Raw genomic sequence first — 15,559 nt, 5'->3', positions numbered from 1 at the left:
CTTCGCCCTGGCCTTCGGCCACCCCTGGCCCGGGCCTGCCTCCGGTCCAGCCTGCCACCCCTGTCAAGCGCCTCCCCCACACACCACGGGGCGGCCTGACGGGGCTGCGCGGGTGGACGGCGTCGGGCTGCGTGGGTGGCCTGGTGCGAGGTCCCGTGCGGCTTCCCGCGTGCGGCGTGGTGGCACTCCCGTCGGGCTGCGGGCGTGGCGGGGCCCGCTTACCGTGGCGCTCATGGGCAATGCCGTGGAGCTGGAGGTCGGCGACCGCACCGTGCGCCTGAGCAATCCGGAGAAGGTGTACTTCCCCGAGCGCGGGCTGACCAAGCTGGACGTCGCCCAGTACTACCTGGCCGTGGGCGAGGGCGTACTGCGCGGGCTGCGTGACCGGCCCACGACGCTGGAGCGCTACCCGGACGGGGTGGACGGCGAGTCGTTCTTCCAGAAGCGGGCGCCGAAGTACCTGCCGGACTGGATCCCCACGGCGCACATCGCGTTCCCCAGCGGTCGGAGCGCCGACGAGATGTGTCCCACGGAAGTGGCTGCCGTGCTGTGGGCGGCGAACCTCGGCTGCCTGACCTTCCACCCCTGGCCGGTGCGCCGGGCGGACACCGACCGGCCGGACGAGCTGCGCATCGACCTGGACCCGCAGCCCGGTACGGACTACGGCGACGCGGTGGCCGCGGCCCACCAGCTGCACGAGCTGCTGGACGGGCTCGGGCTGCGGGGCTGGCCGAAGACCTCGGGCGGGCGCGGGCTGCACGTGTTCGTGCCGATCGAGCCCCGGTGGACGTTCACCGAGGTGCGGCGGTGCGCCATCGCGATCGGGCGGGAGCTGGAGCAGCGCATGCCCGGCCGGGTGACGACCAAGTGGTGGAAGGAGGAGCGGGGCGAGCGGATCTTCGTCGACTACAACCAGACCGCCCGCGACCGCACCATCGCCTCCGCGTACTCCGTGCGCCCCCGGCCGCACGCGCCCGTCTCGGCGCCGCTGCGCTGGGAGGAGCTGGACAGCGCCGAGCCCCGGGACTTCGACATCGTCACGATGCCGGCGCGGTACGCCGAACTGGGCGACGTGCACCACGACATGGACGAGCGGCGGTTCGAACTGGACCCGGTGCTGGAGCTCGCCGAGCGTCACGAGCGGGACCACGGTCTCGGCGACATGCCGTACCCGCCGGACTACCCGAAGATGCCGGGGGAGCCCAAGCGGGTCCAGCCCAGCCGCGCGAAGCGCGAGGAGTGAGCTCCTTGTTGCGGCGGGGCGGGCGGCCCCGCCGGGCAGGTTCCGCATGCGGCCGGTCCGGCACGGTCTTCCGGGCCGACCCGTCCGGCCGTCTCTCAACTGCCGGCCCGGCAGGTCCGGCCGGCTCCGTCGGTCCTCTCAGTCGGCCAGTGCGCGCCGTAGGGCCGCGCCGACCGCGGTGAGTTGTCGCTGCGAGACGTCGGCGGACAGGATCGCCTGCGATCCGTGGAAGGTGCCCGGCCACTGGTGGAGTTCGACCGACACGCCCGCCTGCAGCAGCCGGAGCGCGTAGGCGACGGCCTCGTCGCGGTTGGGGTCGAACTCGGCCGTGGCGACGTAGGCGTCCGGCAGGCCGGACAGGTCGGCGGCCCGGGCCGGAGCGGCACCGGGCGCGGCGGGGCCGGGGCCGAGGTAGTGCCGCCACGAGGCGGTGACCGAGGCGCGGTCGATCCACGGGGTTTCGGTGAAGTTGCGTGCGGACCAGGTGTCCTGACGGTCGTCCAGCTGCGGCTCGTTGAGCACCTGGAAGCGGATCCGCGGCCCACGCTCCTCGCGTGCCCGCAGCGCCACCTGGGCCGCGAGTCCGCCGCCGGCGCTGTGGCCGCCGACCGCGATCCGATCGGGGTCGATGCCGAGTTCCGCCGCATGCCGGGCCGTCCAGGTGAGGGCGGCGTACGCGTCGTCCAGGGCGGCCGGGTACGGGCACTCGGGGGCCAGCCGGTAGCCCACCGAGACCACCACCGCGCCGGAGCCCTCGGCGAGCCGGGTGGCCCACAGGTGCTCGGTGTCCAGGTCGCCCATGACGAACCCGCCGCCGTGCAGCCAGACCACGGCGGCGTGCGCCCCGTGCGGACGGTAGACGCGCACCGCGACGTCCGGATCCGCGGGCACGGTGCGGTCCTCGACCGTCAGGGCCGAGGTGTCCGGTACCGGCCGCGCGGCGGCCGCCGCGGTGTACGTCCCGCGCGCGGCGACCGGGTCGGTCAGGTCGAGGCGGGGGACCAGCGGGAGGAAGGCTTCGAGTTCGGGGTCCATGGCGACCATCATCGACGCCGTCCCGCGCCCGCGTCACCCGCCGACCGTCGCCCAACCCGCCTCTCACGTGCGACGGTTGGCGCACCCGTCGCCTCTTATCCTGCTGCCATGGAGGCACTCGCCGTGAGGCTGTCGGGACTCGATCCGTACGTCGACGGCGCGATCCGCATCGTCGCGTTCTACGACACGCTCATGCGCCGGCGCGTGGACCTGCCCGCGCTGGCCCGGGCCTCGGCGGCCCTGGCGGAGTGCGTGGCCGGGATCCGGCTGCACGGCACCGGGCGCACGATCCGCTTCTCGCCCGGCGGTACCGGGGCCGCCGACCCGCCGGCGCCGGCCTCCAGCACGATGCCGGTCTCCCTCGACGAGGAGGAGTTCGGCACGGTGTGGCTGGAACGCCCCGACGGGCCGCTCCAGCTGGACGAGGTGCTCCTGGAGCGGCTGGCCCTCGCCGTGGCGGCGGTCGTCGAACGGTACGGCCCCGCCCCCACCACCCTGGCCGACCCCGCCCTCGTCGAACTGGTCATCAGCTCGCGCAGCGAAGAGCCCGCCAGGGCAAGGGCGTTGCGGCTCCTGGGCTTCGCCCCCGACCGGCCGGTCCGGGTGGTCGCCGTCCGCTCGCGACTGCCGCTCGACCGGATCGGCGCGCTGATCTGCCCGGGACGGCCGGTCAAGGCGGCTCCGCTGGGCGACGTCGGCGCCATCCTGGCCACGACCGTGGACCCGGACCGCTTCCCGGCGGGCGTACGGGCGGGCATCGGCGCCGCCGGGAGCCCCGACCGGTGCTGGCAGGAGGCCCGTACCGCGCTCCGCTTCACCGGTCCGCGCGAACCCGTGCGCCACCACGCCGACCTGGGCGCGCTGGCGCTGCTGGCCGAGATCCCCGAGGCGGTCGCGCGCGAGAACGCGGACGTGGCCGCGATCGCCCGGCTCGTCGGCGATCCGGAGGACCTGGAGACGCTGGACGCGTACTGCGCCACCGGCTCGCTGCGACGCGCCGCCGACCTGCTCCACCTGCACCACAGCAGCGTCGCGCGCCGTGTCGAACAGATCGGCAGGGCCCTGGGCATCGACCTCACCGCACCCGCCGGACTGACCCGGGCCCGGCTCGCCCTCGGCGTCTGGCGCCTGCTCGACCACTGAGGTGCCGGTGCCGTTCCCCCCGGGGCCGTTCCCCCCGGGGCCGGGCTCACCAGGGGAGGTCGGGGCGATGAGCGGGGCCTCTCGGCCGGCCGTTGGACGTTCCGCCGAGGGAACGCGGTGTCCATGGTCGGGACGGCTCCTTGCGCGGGGGAGTGCCGCCGGATGGGATGGCCGGGACCAAGATCACGGGGGAAGGAATCCGATGGCACCCATGCTCGAAGGCTGCACGCCCTGGCCCGAGGAGTTCGTGGACCGCTACTGCGCCGCCGGGCACTGGCGCGGCAGCACGCTGGACGACCTGCTGCGCGGCCGGGCCCTCGAGCACGGGCCGCGGACCGCGCTGGTCCACGGGGCCACCCGCATCACGTACGGGCAGCTCAACCGGCGCGTGGACCGCATGGCCGCGGGGTTCCGGCTGCGCGGCGTACGGCCCGGCCGGCGGGTCGTCGTCCACCTGCCGAACGTGCCCGAGTTCGTCATCGCCGTCTTCGCTCTGATGCGCTCCGGCGCGGTCCCCGTGCCCTGTCCGCCGGCGTACCGCGCGGCGGAGGTGTCCGAGGTCGCGCTGCTCACCCAGGCCGTCGGCTACGTCGGCCCCGGGACGTACGGGGGCTTCGACCACACGGCGATGGCCGCCGACATCGCGGCCCGGTGGCCCTTCCTGCGGCGGGTGTTCACCGTCGAGCCGCCGGGGGAGTCCTCCCCGTACGGCGGTGCCCGGACCGATCCGGCGGGCTGCCACTACTTCCCGCTGGACTCCGTCGACGCCCCGCCCGGTCCGGCCCTCCAGCAGAGTGCCGGCCAGGTGGCGCTCCTCCTGCCCTGCGGCAGTACGTCCGGGGCGCCCCTGCTCGTCCCGCGGACCCACGACGACCTGGCCTACCAGGCGCGGGCCGCCGCCGAACTGGTGTCGCTCACCGCGGACGACGTGTACCTCGCGGCGCTCCCGGCCGGGTCGCACCTGGCCCTCGGCGGCCCCGGCATCCTCGGCACCTTCTCCGTCGGCGGCACCGTGGTGCTGGCCGAGGACCCCGGACCGGGGCCCGCCGCGACCGACGCAACTCTCGCGCCCCACGCGGCCCTTGCGGCCGTCGCGCGGGAGCGGGTCACCGTCACGTCGGTGGTGCCCGAGGTCGCCCGGAGCTGGCTCGACGCGCTGCCCGCGGCCCGGGCCGACCTGAGCAGCCTGCGGCTCGTCCAGATCGGTGGCGCGCCGGTGCCCCGGACGACCGCCGAACGGCTGGCCCCGGCGCTCGGCTGCCGGCTTCAGCAGGTCTTCGGCGGCGTCGGGGGACCTCTCGTGCTCACCCGGCCCGCCGACCCGGACGCGACCGTGCTCGCCGGACAGGGCCGCCCGCTCTCGCCCGACGACGAGATCCGCCTCGTCGACGGAGCCGGCCGCGACGTGGCCGACGGCGAGACCGGCGAGCTCCTCGCCCGCGGCCCGTACACCCCGCGCGGCCACTACCGGGCACCCGAGCACGACGCCCGTGCCTTCACCGCCGACGGCTACCTCCGCACGGGCCACCTCGCACGACGTACCCCGACCGGCGACCTGGTGGTGACCGGCCGCGTCGAGGGGTGACGGGGAGGTGGTGGGGCGGTCACGTCCGGCTCACGGGGCCACACGGTCCGGCGTCGGGGCCGGACCGTGCAGGGTGGCGTCCAACACGGTGACCGCGGCCCCGGTCAGGTGGACGCGGTCGCCGTGCAGGGCGGTGCGGACGAGGCCGCCGCGCGCGGACGCCTGGAAGCCGGCGAGCACGCTGCGGCCGAGGCGCGCCGACCAGTACGGGGCCAGCACGGTGTGGGCGCTGCCCGTGACCGGGTCCTCGGGGATGCCCCGGTCCGGTGCGAAGAAACGGGACACGAAGTCGTACTCGGCCCCCGGCCCGGCGGCCGTGGCGGCGGCCGTGGCGGCGGCCGTGACGATGACGCCGCGCAGGCCTTCCCGGCGGGTGAGGCCGGCCAGCGCGGCCGGGTCCGGGGCCAGGGCCCGTACGGCGGCCTCGTCGGGCAGCACGACCAGCAGGTCCCCGAGCGCGGCGGACCGGAACGCCCCCTCGGGCTCCGCGCCCAGCGCCGCGGCCAGCCCGGCCGGTACGGGCACCGGGGTGCCGGGCGCGGCGGGGAAGTCCAGCGTGAAGGTGCCCGCCCGGTCGGCACGCGTGACCAGGACCCCGTAGTGCCGGGTCAGGAAGCGCACGGTGCCGGTGAGCCGCCGCTCGGTGCGCAGCACGTGCGCCGTGGCCAGCGTGGCGTGGCCGCACAGGCGCGACTCGACGCGCGGGGTGAACCAGCGGATGGCCCAGTCGGCTTCCGCCCGGGCGGGCAGCGGGAGGGCGAAGGCGGTCTCGGACTGGTTGAGCTCGGCCGCGGTCCGCTGCAGGCGGCGGTCGTCCGGCCACGCCCCGGGCGGCAGGAGGCACACGGCCGCCGGGTTTCCGGCGAACGGGCGGTCGGTGAAGGCATCGACGAGGTGAACGCGCATGTCGGGAAGGTAAGGACGCGGTCGCGCCGTCCGCCAAGGCCAATCGGGAACGATTGGACGGGCGCGCGGCGCGTCCGTCCGGCGGACCGTCCGTGCCGGGTGCCATGCTCGAAGGGTCGGAACGGGATCCGTCCCAAGGAGGCCCTGATGCTCACCACCAACTACGTCGACGGCGCGCCGAACTGGATCGACCTCGGCACGCCCGACATCGCCGGGGCCGGGACCTTCTACGCCGCACTGTTCGGCTGGGACTTCGAGCCGGGCGGCGCGGAGGTGGGCGGCTACGGCATGTTCCGGCTGGCCGGCCGGACGGTCGCGGGCGGGATGACCGTGACGGAGGAGCAGGGGCCGCCGAGCTGGAACGTCTACTTCCAGACCGCCGACGCCGACGCGACCGCGCGGGCCGTCCGGGACGCGGGCGGCGGCGTGGCGTTCGAGCCGATGGACGTTTTGGACCAGGGCCGGATGGCGATCTTCACCGACCCCGCGGGCGTCCCCTTCGGGGTCTGGCAGCCGCGCGCGACGCGCGGCCTGCAGGCCGTCACCGACGTGGGCACGCTGTGCTGGGCCGAGCTGTACACCCCCGACGTGGCCGCCGCGGCGCGCTTCTACCGCGCCGTGTTCGGCTGGGAGGTGTCCGAGATGCCGTTCGACGGCGGCACGTACACCGTCGTCAGGCCCGCGGGCGCGTCGGAGGAGGCCGCCTTCGGCGGGCTGGTGCCGATCGGGCCCGACCCCGTCGAGGACGCCGGGGCGCCGTACTGGACGCCGTACTTCGAGGTGCAGGACTGCGACCTGACCGCGGCCAGGGCCGAGGAGACGGGCGGGAAGGTCCGGCTGACGCCGCTGTTCATGGAGGGGGTGGGCCGGTTCGCCAAGCTGGCCGACCCGGCGGGGGCGCGTTTCGCGGTGATCGCGAGCGCTCCGCCGAGCGGCGCGTGAGCGGGCGGGCGGGGGTGATCGCGCGTGATCGGTCGAGCGGCGGGCGTGCGCCGTGGGATGGCTGATGGACGCGCGTTGATGGCCTGTTGATCGGCCGTATATCCGGCTTCGGCAGCATGCAGGACATGCCGATCACGAAGACTCTCCCGCCGATCCCGTCCACCGCGCCCACCCCCGCCACGCCGTGGCAGTGGGACGCGCTGTGCGCGCAGACGGGCCCGGACTTCTTCTTCCCGGAGCCGGGCACGTCGGTCCGCGACGCGAAGAGGCTGTGCGGGGCGTGCGAGGGCCGCGCCGCCTGTCTCGAGTACGCGCTGGCCAACGACGAGCGCTTCGGCGTGTGGGGCGGGCTGTCGGAGCAGGAGCGCAAGGCGCTGCGCCGCGGCTGACGGCCCGCCCCCACGCGGGGTGGCCCCGCCTCGAGTGCTACGCCTTGCCCCGCGCGGCCATGCGGGCCGCGCGGGCGGCCAGCCGCTCGTCGAACTTGCGGGCCTCGGAGTCGAGGCCGTCCATGTAGAGGCCGAGCTCCTCCTGCGCCTGCACGCCCTCCGGGCCGAGGCCGTCGATCTGCATGACCTTGAGGAAGCGCAGCACCGGGCTGAGCACGTCGTCGTGGTGGATGCGCAGGTTGTAGATCCCGCCGATGGCCATCTGCGCGGCCGAGCGCTCGAAGCCGGGCATGCCGTGTCCGGGCATCCGGAAGTTGACGACCACGTCCCGCACCGCCTGCATGGTCAGGTCCGGGGCGAGCTCGAAGGCCGAACCCAGCAGGTTGCGGTAGAAGATCATGTGCAGGTTCTCGTCCGCCGCGATGCGCGCCAGCATCCGGTCGCACACGGGGTCGCCGGACTGGTGGCCGGTGTTGCGGTGCGAGATGCGGGTGGCGAGCTCCTGGAACGCGACGTACGCGATCGAGTGCAGCATCGAGTGGCGGTTGTCGGACTCGAAGCCCTCCGACATGTGCGCCATGCGGAACTGCTCCAGCTTGTCCGGGTCGACCGCCCGGGAGGCGAGCAGGTAGTCGCGCATGACGATGCCGTGGCGGCCCTCCTCGGCGGTCCAGCGGTGCACCCACGTGCCCCACGCGCCGTCGCGGCCGAAGAGGGTGGCGATCTCGTGGTGGTAGCTCGGCAGGTTGTCCTCGGTGAGCAGGTTGACCACCAGGGCGATCTTGCCGATGTCGGTCACCTTGGACTGGTCGGGCTGCCAGGCCTCGCCGTCCTCGAAGAAGCCGGGGAAGTTCCGGGCGTCGCCCCACGGCACGTACTCGTGCGGCATCCAGTCCTTGGTGACCTTCAGGTGGCGGTTGAGCTCCTTCTCGACCACTTCTTCCAGCGCGTACAGCAGCTTGGCGTCCGTCCACGCCGCCGAGCTGCCGAGGTGGGGAGAGGTGATCGTCACGGGGGTACTCCAGGGGGCGGGGCGAATTACTTACGTCTTCGTAGGTTACGAAACCGTAGGTTAAGGCCGCCGTGAGGGGTCGCCAACCCCCGTCTATGAATTTGTCCGACTGCGGAGTGTTATGAGTAGAGGTCACGCAGCCGGACCGAGAGACATGTCACGCATCCTTCGAGCTTCTCGAACTCGCTGATATCGACCGGAACCGGGTCGTACCCCAGGTCCGCGAACAGCTCCGCGCTCTTCGGTGCGCTCGCCGCCATCAGCAGCTTCCCGCCGCCGAGCAGCACCACGTGCGCCCCCGCCTCCTCCGGCACCGGCAGGAACGCGCCGAACGCCGAGGGCGCGTCCACCAGCGGCGGATAGCCGATCACGGTGCCGTCCGGCAGGGCGGTCACCGCCGACTTCAGGTGCAGCACCCGGCTCACCGGCACCGCGACCACCTGGGCACCCAGCGGCTCGAAGGTCGCCCGCAGCTGCCGGACGCCCTCGCCGTTCGTCCGCCCGCCACGGCCGACGTAGATCGTGTCCCCGATCTTGAGGACGTCGCCCCCGTCGAGCGTGCCGGGCTCGCGGACCCGGTTCACGGAGCAGCCCAGCGCGGCCACGGCCGCCGCCACCGCCTCGGTCTCCGGACGCCGGGTCTCGGCGCCGGGCCGGGCGATCAGCGCGACGTTGCGGAACATCACCACCGCGTCCTCGACGAAGACCGCGTCGGGGCAGTCGTCCGCCGGCGCGACCTCGGTGGTCTGCCAGCCGTGGGCGCGCAGCGCGCCGACGTACCCCTCCCACTGCTCCAGGGCGAGCGCCAGGTCGACGGGCGTCCGTTCGATGTGGGTCACCAGGCCGTCGGTGAGGCGCGGGCCGGGGCGGCGGACGAGGGCTTTCTGCGTGGGCACGGGGCGTCTCCCGGGGGATCGGAACCAGTCGTGAAATGACATAAGAAAGTGTCAAGTGGTCACACAAGTAGTAGCACTGTGCACCCGGTTGCGCTACGGTCGGTAGTGGAAGTCTCACTCGGGGCGGAGGGGGAGCAGTGCGATGACGGCCAGCCTCCGTGGTCCGTGCTCGATCCGCGACATCCGGCCCGCCATGCCGGTTACGGAGAGGCTGAGTTACTCCATAGCACTGCCGGGCGGCGCGCCCTGCGCGGGCCGCGCCCGCTCGGCCGTGCGCTCGCTGCTGCTGCGGCACGGACTGGCCGACCTGTGCGAGGCGGCCACCCTGGCCGCCTCCGAACTCGTCGCGGGGGCGCACCGGTTCACCCCCGACGAGGAGTTGGTTCTCAAGGTCCGGTGGCAGTTCGACGCCCTGCGGATCGTCGTCTACGACCAGCACCCGGCGCACGCGTCGGCCGCGGCCAGCGAGGAATGCAGACGCCGCCGCAGCCGGGGGATGTGGCTGCTGGCGGCGATGGTGGAGGCCGGCGGGGGAGACTGGGGGCTCACTCCGGTGCTGACGCCCGCGGGCGGCACCAAGTCCTGGGCGCTGTTGCCCCGTTGAGCGGGCCGGGCCCGGTCATCCCGCCGGGCGGGTGTCAGGGGACGTCGCGCAGGAGTCGGGCGAGGCTGTGGTCCACGTTCAGGTACAGGTGCTCCAGGCCGGCCGGCACGAGGTCGGTCGTGCGCAGCAGGAAGCCGTGCAGCTCCTCGCTCTCCATGAGGACGATCGCGATGCCCTCCGGGGCGTGGAACTCGATCACCGTGCGCTCCTCGTCGTACGGGCGCACCCGGACGTCGCCGAGCCCCGCGGACCGGCGCAGCCCGCTCTCCAGCAGCTCGCGCGCGAAGGTCCAGGAGATCTCGATGCCCTCCAGGGTGGCCGGCGCGGGGAACGACATCCGGACGGCGAACGGGTCGGCGCGGTCGTAACCGAGCGTGACGGGCACGCACTCGATCTTGGGCGAGGCGGCGACCAGGCGGGCCTGTACAGCTTGCTCGATGACGGTGATCAAGGCCTGCTCCCTTGCGGCGGATCAGTCGCGGACCGCTGGGCCGGCCCGCACTCTGTCAGACGCTGGAACGACCCATTCCGTGCATGCGGAAGGGGCGTGAGTTGCGTCACCGAAAACGTGGGGCGAATGCTGTGTGATCGCACAGTGTGACCGCGGTGGGTGACCGGACGGCCTCGCAGCGCACCTTCGACGGGTCCGGGTGACGGTCCGTGACGGCGTGGCGACGACGTGGCGACGGCGGCGAGCGGGTGGCGCGACGCCGGCGAGGGGGTGGCGAGGTGTGGCCGGGGCTCCTAGCGGCGGCCGGTCGGCCCCTGGACGGAGATCACCGGGTGCGTTAGCTTCCGGCGCCATGAGATTACTGGCGCTTGGCATGTCTGTGGCAGCCCTGTTGGCTGCCGTCTCCGTACCCGTCGCGGTCGGCACTCCGGCGGGGGCCGCGACCCCGGGCGGGGCTGCGGCCCTGGCGGGGGCCGTGACTCCGGCGGGGGCTGCGGCCCGCCCCGCCTGGGCGCTCAAGGCCACCGGTACGGACGCCCGCTTCCGCGGGCTCGCGGCGGTCGGCCGTACCACCGCCTGGCTGGCCGGCTCGGCCGGGACCGTCCTGCGGACCACCGACGGCGGCCGTTCCTGGCGGAACGTGTCACCGCCCGGCGCCGCGGCCGAGGGCCTGGAGTTCCGCGACGTGGAGGCCTTCGACGGGCGCCGGGCCGTGGTGCTGGCCATCGGCGAGGGCGAGGCGTCCAGGGTCCTGCGCACCGAAGACGGCGGTGCGACCTGGACCGAGGCCTTCCGCAACACCGACGCCCGGGCCTTCTACGACTGCATGGCCTTCTTCGACCACCGCAACGGCCTGGCGATGAGCGACCCGGTCGACGGGAAGTTCCGCATCCTGTCCACGGCCGACGGCGGCCGCTCCTGGCGGGTGCTGCCCGACGCCGGCATGCCCGAGGCGCTGCCCGGCGAGGCCGGCTTCGCGGCCAGCGGCCAGTGCCTGGTGACCGCCGGGCCGCGGGACGCGTGGCTGGCGACCGGGGGCGGGGCGACCGGACGGGTGCTGCACTCGGCCGACCGCGGGCGCACCTGGCGGGCGGCCACGACCACGGTGCCGGCCGGGGAGGGCGCCAAGGGCGTCTTCGGGCTGGCCTTCCGCGACCGCGGGTACGGCGCCGCGCGCGGGCTCGCGGTGGGCGGTGACTACCGCAAGGACCGGACGTCGCCGCTGGCCGCCTCGGTGACGGCGGACGGGGGGCGCAGCTGGAGCGCCGCCCCGGTGCCGCCGGCCGCGTACCGGTCGGGTGTGGCCTGGCTGCCGTACGGGGCGTACGGGGCGTACCGGTCGGCTGGGCCGCAGGGGAAGGACACGGCCCTCGCGGTCGGGCCGACGGGCACCGACATCACGTACGACGCCGGCCGCACCTGGCAGCCGCTCGACGCAGGCTCCTTCGACACGGTCGACTGCGCCGGTCCGGGAGCCTGCTGGGCCGCGGGAGAGAAGGGGCGGGCGGCACGGCTGGAGTAGCGGGGTGGCCGGTGCCGGTGCCGGTGTCGGTGCCGGTCAGCCCGGCAGGGTCTCGCGGGCGGACTCCAGCGCGGGCGCGGTCTTCGTGGCCACGAACTCCGTGATGCGGTACGCGCAGACGCCCGCGACCGTGAAGGGGTCCTCCGCGGCCAGACGCTCGATCTCGGCGCGGGAGACGCCCGCCGCCAGGATGACGCCGCCGTCGCGGGGGACCTTGCGGCCCGAGGCGAGGAAGACACCGGCCGCGTACTGCTGGTCGAGCCACTCGACATGCGCGGCCATCCGCTGCTCGACGGCCTCGATGGGGGCGGTGTAGCTCAACTCCATGACGAACATGATCGAAAGACTACTCTCGACCCATCATGACGAGTGTGAAGACCCCTGCCGACGAAGCCGAAGCCAGGGCGATACAGGACGAACTCCGAACCCGCGTGGTGCTCGACGAGAGCGGCCCGGCCGCCGGCCGCGGCCTGGTCGCCGGAGTCGACGTGGCCTACGACGACCAGCGCGACCTGGTCGCGGCCGCGGCCGTGGTGCTGGACGCGGGCACCCTGGAGGTGGTGGAGGAGGCCACCGCGGTCGGGCACGTGACCTTCCCGTACGTCCCCGGCCTGCTGGCCTTCCGCGAGCTGCCGACCGTGCTGGCCGCCCTCGACGCGCTGACCGCCGTCCCGGACCTCGTGGTCTGCGACGGGTACGGCCTCGCCCACCCGCGGGGCTTCGGCCTGGCGTGCCACCTCGGGGTGGTGACCGGGCTGCCCGCGGTCGGCGTCGCCAAGAACCCGTTCACGTTCACGTACGACGAACCCGGCGCGCGGCGCGGCGACCACGCGCCGTTGCGCGCGGCCGACGGCTCCGAGGTCGGCCGGGCGCTGCGCACGCAGGACGGCATCAAGCCGGTGTTCGTCTCGGTCGGCCACCGGGTCTCGCTCGACACCGCCTGCGCGCACGCCCTCGCCCTCAGCCCCCGGTACCGGATCCCCGAGACCACGCGCCGGGCCGACTCGCTTTGCCGGCGCGAACTGGCGCGGGTGGCTGGGGAGGGGTGAGGGGGGCTGGGGTGAGCCGTTGCCGGTTGACCGGTCGCGGTTTGCGGGGCGGTGGTGGGGTGGGGCCGTTGACGGTTGGCCGGACGTGGTCTGCGGGGCGGTGTCGGGGTGGGCTCGCTACGGGGGCCGCCCCGTGGTGTGCGGGTCCCCTCGGCGCTTGACGGGGCATGGCCTGCGGGCCCTGCGGCAGGCCCACCCCTGGGGCTTCGGGCCTTCGGCCTGGCCTTCGGCCACCCCAGGCCCGGGCCCGCCTCCGGACCAGCCTGCCATGCCCCGTCAAGCGCCTCCCCCACACACCACGGGACCCACCAGGCACCGCCAGGAATGTGTGCGCCCAGGTCGTAGGGGGCGGTGGGGCCGGTCGAGCGGTGTCGTGGTCGGCCACCCTCTGGACTACATACCGACTGGTCGGCATGATGGGTCGCGTCGCCCGCCCGGGGTGTCCGACCGCGTCCGCACGGAGGTGCGCATCATGTCCTCAGCCGATCCACGGGGCCTCGATCTGGAGCGGCTGCGCGCGCGGCTGGACCAGGAGCGCCCGCCGCTGACGGCCGGCCCGCTGAGCGGCCGGCTGATCGAGGGCGGCCGGTCGAACCTCACCTACGAGGTGACCGACGGCATCGACCGCTGGGTGGTGCGCCGTCCCCCGCTGGGCCACGTCCTGGCCACCGCCCACGACATGAAGCGCGAGCACCGGGTGATCCAGGCCCTGCACGGCACGGCCGTACCCGTACCGTCGCCCTTCCTGCTCTGCGAGGACCAGGAGGTGATCGGTGCGCCGTTCTACGTGATGGAGTACGTCGAGGGCACCCCCTACCGGAGCGCCGCGCAACTCGCCGCGCTGGGCCCCGAGCGGACCCGGACGATGGTGACGCGGCTCGTGGACACCCTGGCGGACCTGCACCGGGTGGATCCCGAAGAGGTGGGGCTGGCGGGGTTCGGCCACCCGCAGGACTTCCTCGAGCGGCAGCTGCGCCGCTGGGGCAAGCAGTTGACGGCCTCCCGCAGCCGGGAGCTGGCCGGTATCGACGAGCTGCACGAGGCGTTGGGCCGGCGGCGGCCGCACTCCCCCGCGCCGACCGTGGTGCACGGGGACTACCGGCTGGACAACGTCCTCTTCGACGACGCGGACCGGATCGCGGCGGTGCTGGACTGGGAGATGTCCACGCTCGGCGACCCGCTCACCGACCTGGGGCTGCTGGTGATGTACAGCACCCGACTGGACCTGCCCGAGTCGCCGGTGAGCACCACCAGCGGGGCGCCCGGGCACCCGGACCCGGCGGAGCTGGTGGAGCGGTACGCGGCCCGGTCGGGCCGGGACACCTCGCAGATCGCCTGGTACACGGCGTTCGCGTGGTTCAAGCTCGCCGTGATCCTGGAGGGCATCCACTACCGCTACACCCTCGGCCAGACGGTCGGGGCGGGCTTCGACCGGATCGGCGAGCTGGTGCCCGTGTTCATCGAGCACGGACTGACCACCCTTCAGGAAGGCTGAACGGCAATGGACTTCGCATTCGACGCGCGGACCGAGGAGCTGCGGGAGCGGCTGCTGGCCTTCATGGACGGGTACGTGTACCCGGCCGAGGCGGTGGCGGAGGAGCAGCGGGCGAAGCTGGCCTCGCCGTGGGACACCCCGCCGGTGGTGGAGGAGTTGAAGGCCGAGGCCCGGCGGCAGGGGTTGTGGAACCTCTTCCTGCCCGACCGGGAGCACGGTGCCGGGCTGACCAACCTGCAGTACGCCCCGCTGGCCGAGATCACGGGCCGCAGCCCGCAGTTGGCGCCCACGGCGCTGAACTGCGCGGCGCCGGACACCGGGAACATGGAGCTGCTCGCGCAGTTCGGCAGTGCGGAGCAGAAGGAGCGGTGGCTGGAGCCGCTGCTGGCCGGGGAGATCCGCTCGGCCTTCGCGATGACCGAGCCCGAGGTGGCCTCCTCGGACGCGACGAACGTGGAGACCCGCATCGAGCGGGACGGTGACGCGTACGTGGTCACCGGGCGCAAGTGGTACATCTCGGGGGCGATGAACCCGGACTGCCGGATCTTCATCGTGATGGGCAAGACCGACCCGGACGGGCCGGACCAGCGCCGGCAGCAGTCGATGGTGCTGGTGCCGCGCGACGCCCCGGGCGTCGAGGTGCGGCGGGCGATGCGCGTGTACGGCTACGAGGACCACTACCACGGCGGGCACGCCGAGGTGGTGTTCGACCGGGTGCGGGTGCCGGCGGACCACCTCGTCGGCGAGGAGGGCGGCGGCTTCGCGATCGCCCAGGCCCGGCTCGGGCCGGGCCGGATCCACCACTGCATGCGGCTGATCGGCATGGCCGAGCGGGCGATCGAGCTGATGTGCCGGCGGGCGGTGGGACGGACGGCGTTCGGCAAGCCGCTGGCGGCCCAGGGCGTGGTGCAGAACTGGATCGCGGACGCCCGGGTGACCGTGGAGCAGCTGCGGCTGCTGGTGCTCAAGACGGCCTGGCTGATGGACACCGTCGGCAACCGCGGGGCGCACACCGAGATCCAGGCCATCAAGATCGCGACGCCGCGTGCGGTGGTCGGGATCATCGACCGGGCGGTGCAGCTGCACGGCGCGGGCGGAGTGGGGCAGGACTTCCCGCTGGCCGAGCTGTGGGCGGCGGCCCGTACGCTGCAGATCGCGGACGGGCCGGACGAGGTGCACCAGCGCTCGCTGGCCCGCCGGGAGCTCGCCAGGTACCGCTGACCCGTCCCGGGCGCCCGGACCGGTGCGGCATCGACGGGGTTCGTCCAACGACCCGTCGCCGCGGTC

General features: G+C 74.2%; 16 protein-coding genes. 10 read left to right on the top strand and 6 right to left on the bottom strand.

The window, feature by feature from the left end; genetic code table 11:
- Positions 1–232 precede the first annotated feature (232 nt).
- On the top strand, positions 233–1,243 hold the full coding sequence (ligD, locus tag ACIQCH_RS36180; protein WP_402588213.1) for a non-homologous end-joining DNA ligase: 1,011 nt from the start codon (positions 233–235) through the stop codon (positions 1,241–1,243).
- A 138-nt stretch (positions 1,244–1,381) separates the two neighbouring features.
- On the opposite strand, the gene ACIQCH_RS36175 is transcribed toward ligD, so the two are convergent.
- Positions 1,382–2,278 carry an alpha/beta hydrolase gene (locus ACIQCH_RS36175; protein ID WP_402588211.1) on the bottom strand — a complete coding sequence of 299 codons (897 nt, stop codon included), beginning with the start codon at positions 2,276–2,278 and terminating at the stop codon, positions 1,382–1,384.
- 108 nt (positions 2,279–2,386) lie between these two features.
- Here ACIQCH_RS36175 and ACIQCH_RS36170 point away from each other — a divergent pair, with 108 nt between their 5' ends.
- Both ACIQCH_RS36170 and ACIQCH_RS36165 read left to right on the top strand, forming a co-directional pair.
- Complete coding sequence (locus tag ACIQCH_RS36170; RefSeq protein WP_402588209.1) at positions 2,387–3,421, top strand: helix-turn-helix domain-containing protein; 1,035 nt, start codon at positions 2,387–2,389, stop codon at positions 3,419–3,421.
- Positions 3,422–3,623: 202 nt separating this feature from the next.
- A complete protein-coding gene (locus ACIQCH_RS36165) occupies positions 3,624–5,006 on the top strand; it encodes an AMP-binding protein (RefSeq protein ID WP_402588207.1) in 1,383 nt (460 codons plus the stop codon).
- A 30-nt stretch (positions 5,007–5,036) separates the two neighbouring features.
- Here ACIQCH_RS36165 and ACIQCH_RS36160 read toward each other — a convergent pair whose 3' ends face one another.
- A complete protein-coding gene (locus ACIQCH_RS36160) occupies positions 5,037–5,912 on the bottom strand; it encodes a PhzF family phenazine biosynthesis protein (protein ID WP_402588205.1) in 876 nt (291 codons plus the stop codon).
- A 147-nt stretch (positions 5,913–6,059) separates the two neighbouring features.
- On the opposite strand from ACIQCH_RS36160, the gene ACIQCH_RS36155 reads away from it, so the two are divergent.
- Positions 6,060–6,854 carry a VOC family protein gene (locus ACIQCH_RS36155; protein WP_402588203.1) on the top strand — a complete coding sequence of 265 codons (795 nt, stop codon included), beginning with the start codon at positions 6,060–6,062 and terminating at the stop codon, positions 6,852–6,854.
- A gap of 125 nt (positions 6,855–6,979) precedes the next feature.
- The gene (locus ACIQCH_RS36150; protein WP_402588201.1) at positions 6,980–7,243 is read left to right on the top strand and encodes a WhiB family transcriptional regulator; all 264 of its coding nucleotides are present in this window, start codon (positions 6,980–6,982) and stop codon (positions 7,241–7,243) included.
- A gap of 37 nt (positions 7,244–7,280) precedes the next feature.
- Here ACIQCH_RS36150 and ACIQCH_RS36145 read toward each other — a convergent pair whose 3' ends face one another.
- Together ACIQCH_RS36145 and ddaH are read right to left on the bottom strand one after the other, a co-directional pair.
- Positions 7,281–8,255, bottom strand: coding sequence for an acyl-ACP desaturase (locus ACIQCH_RS36145; protein WP_402588199.1), 975 nt, complete (start codon positions 8,253–8,255; stop codon positions 7,281–7,283).
- 119 nt (positions 8,256–8,374) lie between these two features.
- Positions 8,375–9,151, bottom strand: coding sequence for a dimethylargininase (ddaH, locus tag ACIQCH_RS36140; RefSeq protein WP_402588197.1), 777 nt, complete (start codon positions 9,149–9,151; stop codon positions 8,375–8,377).
- A 142-nt stretch (positions 9,152–9,293) separates the two neighbouring features.
- Here ddaH and ACIQCH_RS36135 point away from each other — a divergent pair, with 142 nt between their 5' ends.
- A complete protein-coding gene (locus ACIQCH_RS36135) occupies positions 9,294–9,755 on the top strand; it encodes an ATP-binding protein (protein WP_402588195.1) in 462 nt (153 codons plus the stop codon).
- 34 nt (positions 9,756–9,789) lie between these two features.
- Here ACIQCH_RS36135 and ACIQCH_RS36130 read toward each other — a convergent pair whose 3' ends face one another.
- Positions 9,790–10,206 carry an SsgA family sporulation/cell division regulator gene (locus ACIQCH_RS36130; protein ID WP_402588193.1) on the bottom strand — a complete coding sequence of 139 codons (417 nt, stop codon included), beginning with the start codon at positions 10,204–10,206 and terminating at the stop codon, positions 9,790–9,792.
- A gap of 373 nt (positions 10,207–10,579) precedes the next feature.
- Between ACIQCH_RS36130 and ACIQCH_RS36125 the strand changes: the two genes are divergently transcribed.
- A complete protein-coding gene (locus tag ACIQCH_RS36125) occupies positions 10,580–11,728 on the top strand; it encodes a WD40/YVTN/BNR-like repeat-containing protein (protein WP_402588191.1) in 1,149 nt (382 codons plus the stop codon).
- Between the two features lie 36 nt (positions 11,729–11,764).
- Here ACIQCH_RS36125 and ACIQCH_RS36120 read toward each other — a convergent pair whose 3' ends face one another.
- Entirely contained in the window at positions 11,765–12,064 is a 300-nt protein-coding gene (locus tag ACIQCH_RS36120) for a YciI family protein (protein ID WP_402588189.1), read from the bottom strand.
- Positions 12,065–12,090: 26 nt separating this feature from the next.
- Here ACIQCH_RS36120 and ACIQCH_RS36115 point away from each other — a divergent pair, with 26 nt between their 5' ends.
- The 3 genes from ACIQCH_RS36115 (at position 12,091) to ACIQCH_RS36105 (ending at position 15,493) form a co-directional block, all read left to right on the top strand.
- The gene (locus ACIQCH_RS36115) at positions 12,091–12,777 is read left to right on the top strand and encodes an endonuclease V (protein WP_402588187.1); all 687 of its coding nucleotides are present in this window, start codon (positions 12,091–12,093) and stop codon (positions 12,775–12,777) included.
- 472 nt (positions 12,778–13,249) lie between these two features.
- A complete protein-coding gene (locus ACIQCH_RS36110; protein WP_402588185.1) occupies positions 13,250–14,272 on the top strand; it encodes a phosphotransferase family protein in 1,023 nt (340 codons plus the stop codon).
- 6 nt (positions 14,273–14,278) lie between these two features.
- Entirely contained in the window at positions 14,279–15,493 is a 1,215-nt protein-coding gene (locus ACIQCH_RS36105; protein ID WP_402588183.1) for an acyl-CoA dehydrogenase family protein, read from the top strand.
- Positions 15,494–15,559: the final 66 nt, after the last annotated feature.

The sequence above is a fragment of the Streptomyces sp. NPDC093225 genome, assembly GCF_044753805.1.
Taxonomy (GTDB): domain Bacteria; phylum Actinomycetota; class Actinomycetes; order Streptomycetales; family Streptomycetaceae; genus Streptomyces.
The sequence above is the reverse complement of the archived record's forward strand: the minus strand, read 5'-3'. Positions and strand labels throughout refer to the sequence as shown.

What these genes read in the sequence shown, in the direction of transcription:
- ligD (WP_402588213.1), top strand. Translation starts at nt 233, where the DNA reads ATGGGCAATGCCGTGGAGCTGGAGGTCGGCGACCGCACCGTGCGCCTG.
- ACIQCH_RS36175 (WP_402588211.1), bottom strand. Translation starts at nt 2,278, where the DNA reads ATGGACCCCGAACTCGAAGCCTTCCTCCCGCTGGTCCCCCGCCTCGAC.
- ACIQCH_RS36170 (WP_402588209.1), top strand. Translation starts at nt 2,387, where the DNA reads ATGGAGGCACTCGCCGTGAGGCTGTCGGGACTCGATCCGTACGTCGAC.
- ACIQCH_RS36165 (WP_402588207.1), top strand. Translation starts at nt 3,624, where the DNA reads ATGGCACCCATGCTCGAAGGCTGCACGCCCTGGCCCGAGGAGTTCGTG.
- ACIQCH_RS36160 (WP_402588205.1), bottom strand. Translation starts at nt 5,912, where the DNA reads ATGCGCGTTCACCTCGTCGATGCCTTCACCGACCGCCCGTTCGCCGGA.
- ACIQCH_RS36155 (WP_402588203.1), top strand. Translation starts at nt 6,060, where the DNA reads ATGCTCACCACCAACTACGTCGACGGCGCGCCGAACTGGATCGACCTC.
- ACIQCH_RS36150 (WP_402588201.1), top strand. Translation starts at nt 6,980, where the DNA reads ATGCCGATCACGAAGACTCTCCCGCCGATCCCGTCCACCGCGCCCACC.
- ACIQCH_RS36135 (WP_402588195.1), top strand. Translation starts at nt 9,294, where the DNA reads ATGACGGCCAGCCTCCGTGGTCCGTGCTCGATCCGCGACATCCGGCCC.
- ACIQCH_RS36125 (WP_402588191.1), top strand. Translation starts at nt 10,580, where the DNA reads ATGTCTGTGGCAGCCCTGTTGGCTGCCGTCTCCGTACCCGTCGCGGTC.
- ACIQCH_RS36120 (WP_402588189.1), bottom strand. Translation starts at nt 12,064, where the DNA reads ATGTTCGTCATGGAGTTGAGCTACACCGCCCCCATCGAGGCCGTCGAG.
- ACIQCH_RS36115 (WP_402588187.1), top strand. Translation starts at nt 12,091, where the DNA reads ATGACGAGTGTGAAGACCCCTGCCGACGAAGCCGAAGCCAGGGCGATA.
- ACIQCH_RS36110 (WP_402588185.1), top strand. Translation starts at nt 13,250, where the DNA reads ATGTCCTCAGCCGATCCACGGGGCCTCGATCTGGAGCGGCTGCGCGCG.
- ACIQCH_RS36105 (WP_402588183.1), top strand. Translation starts at nt 14,279, where the DNA reads ATGGACTTCGCATTCGACGCGCGGACCGAGGAGCTGCGGGAGCGGCTG.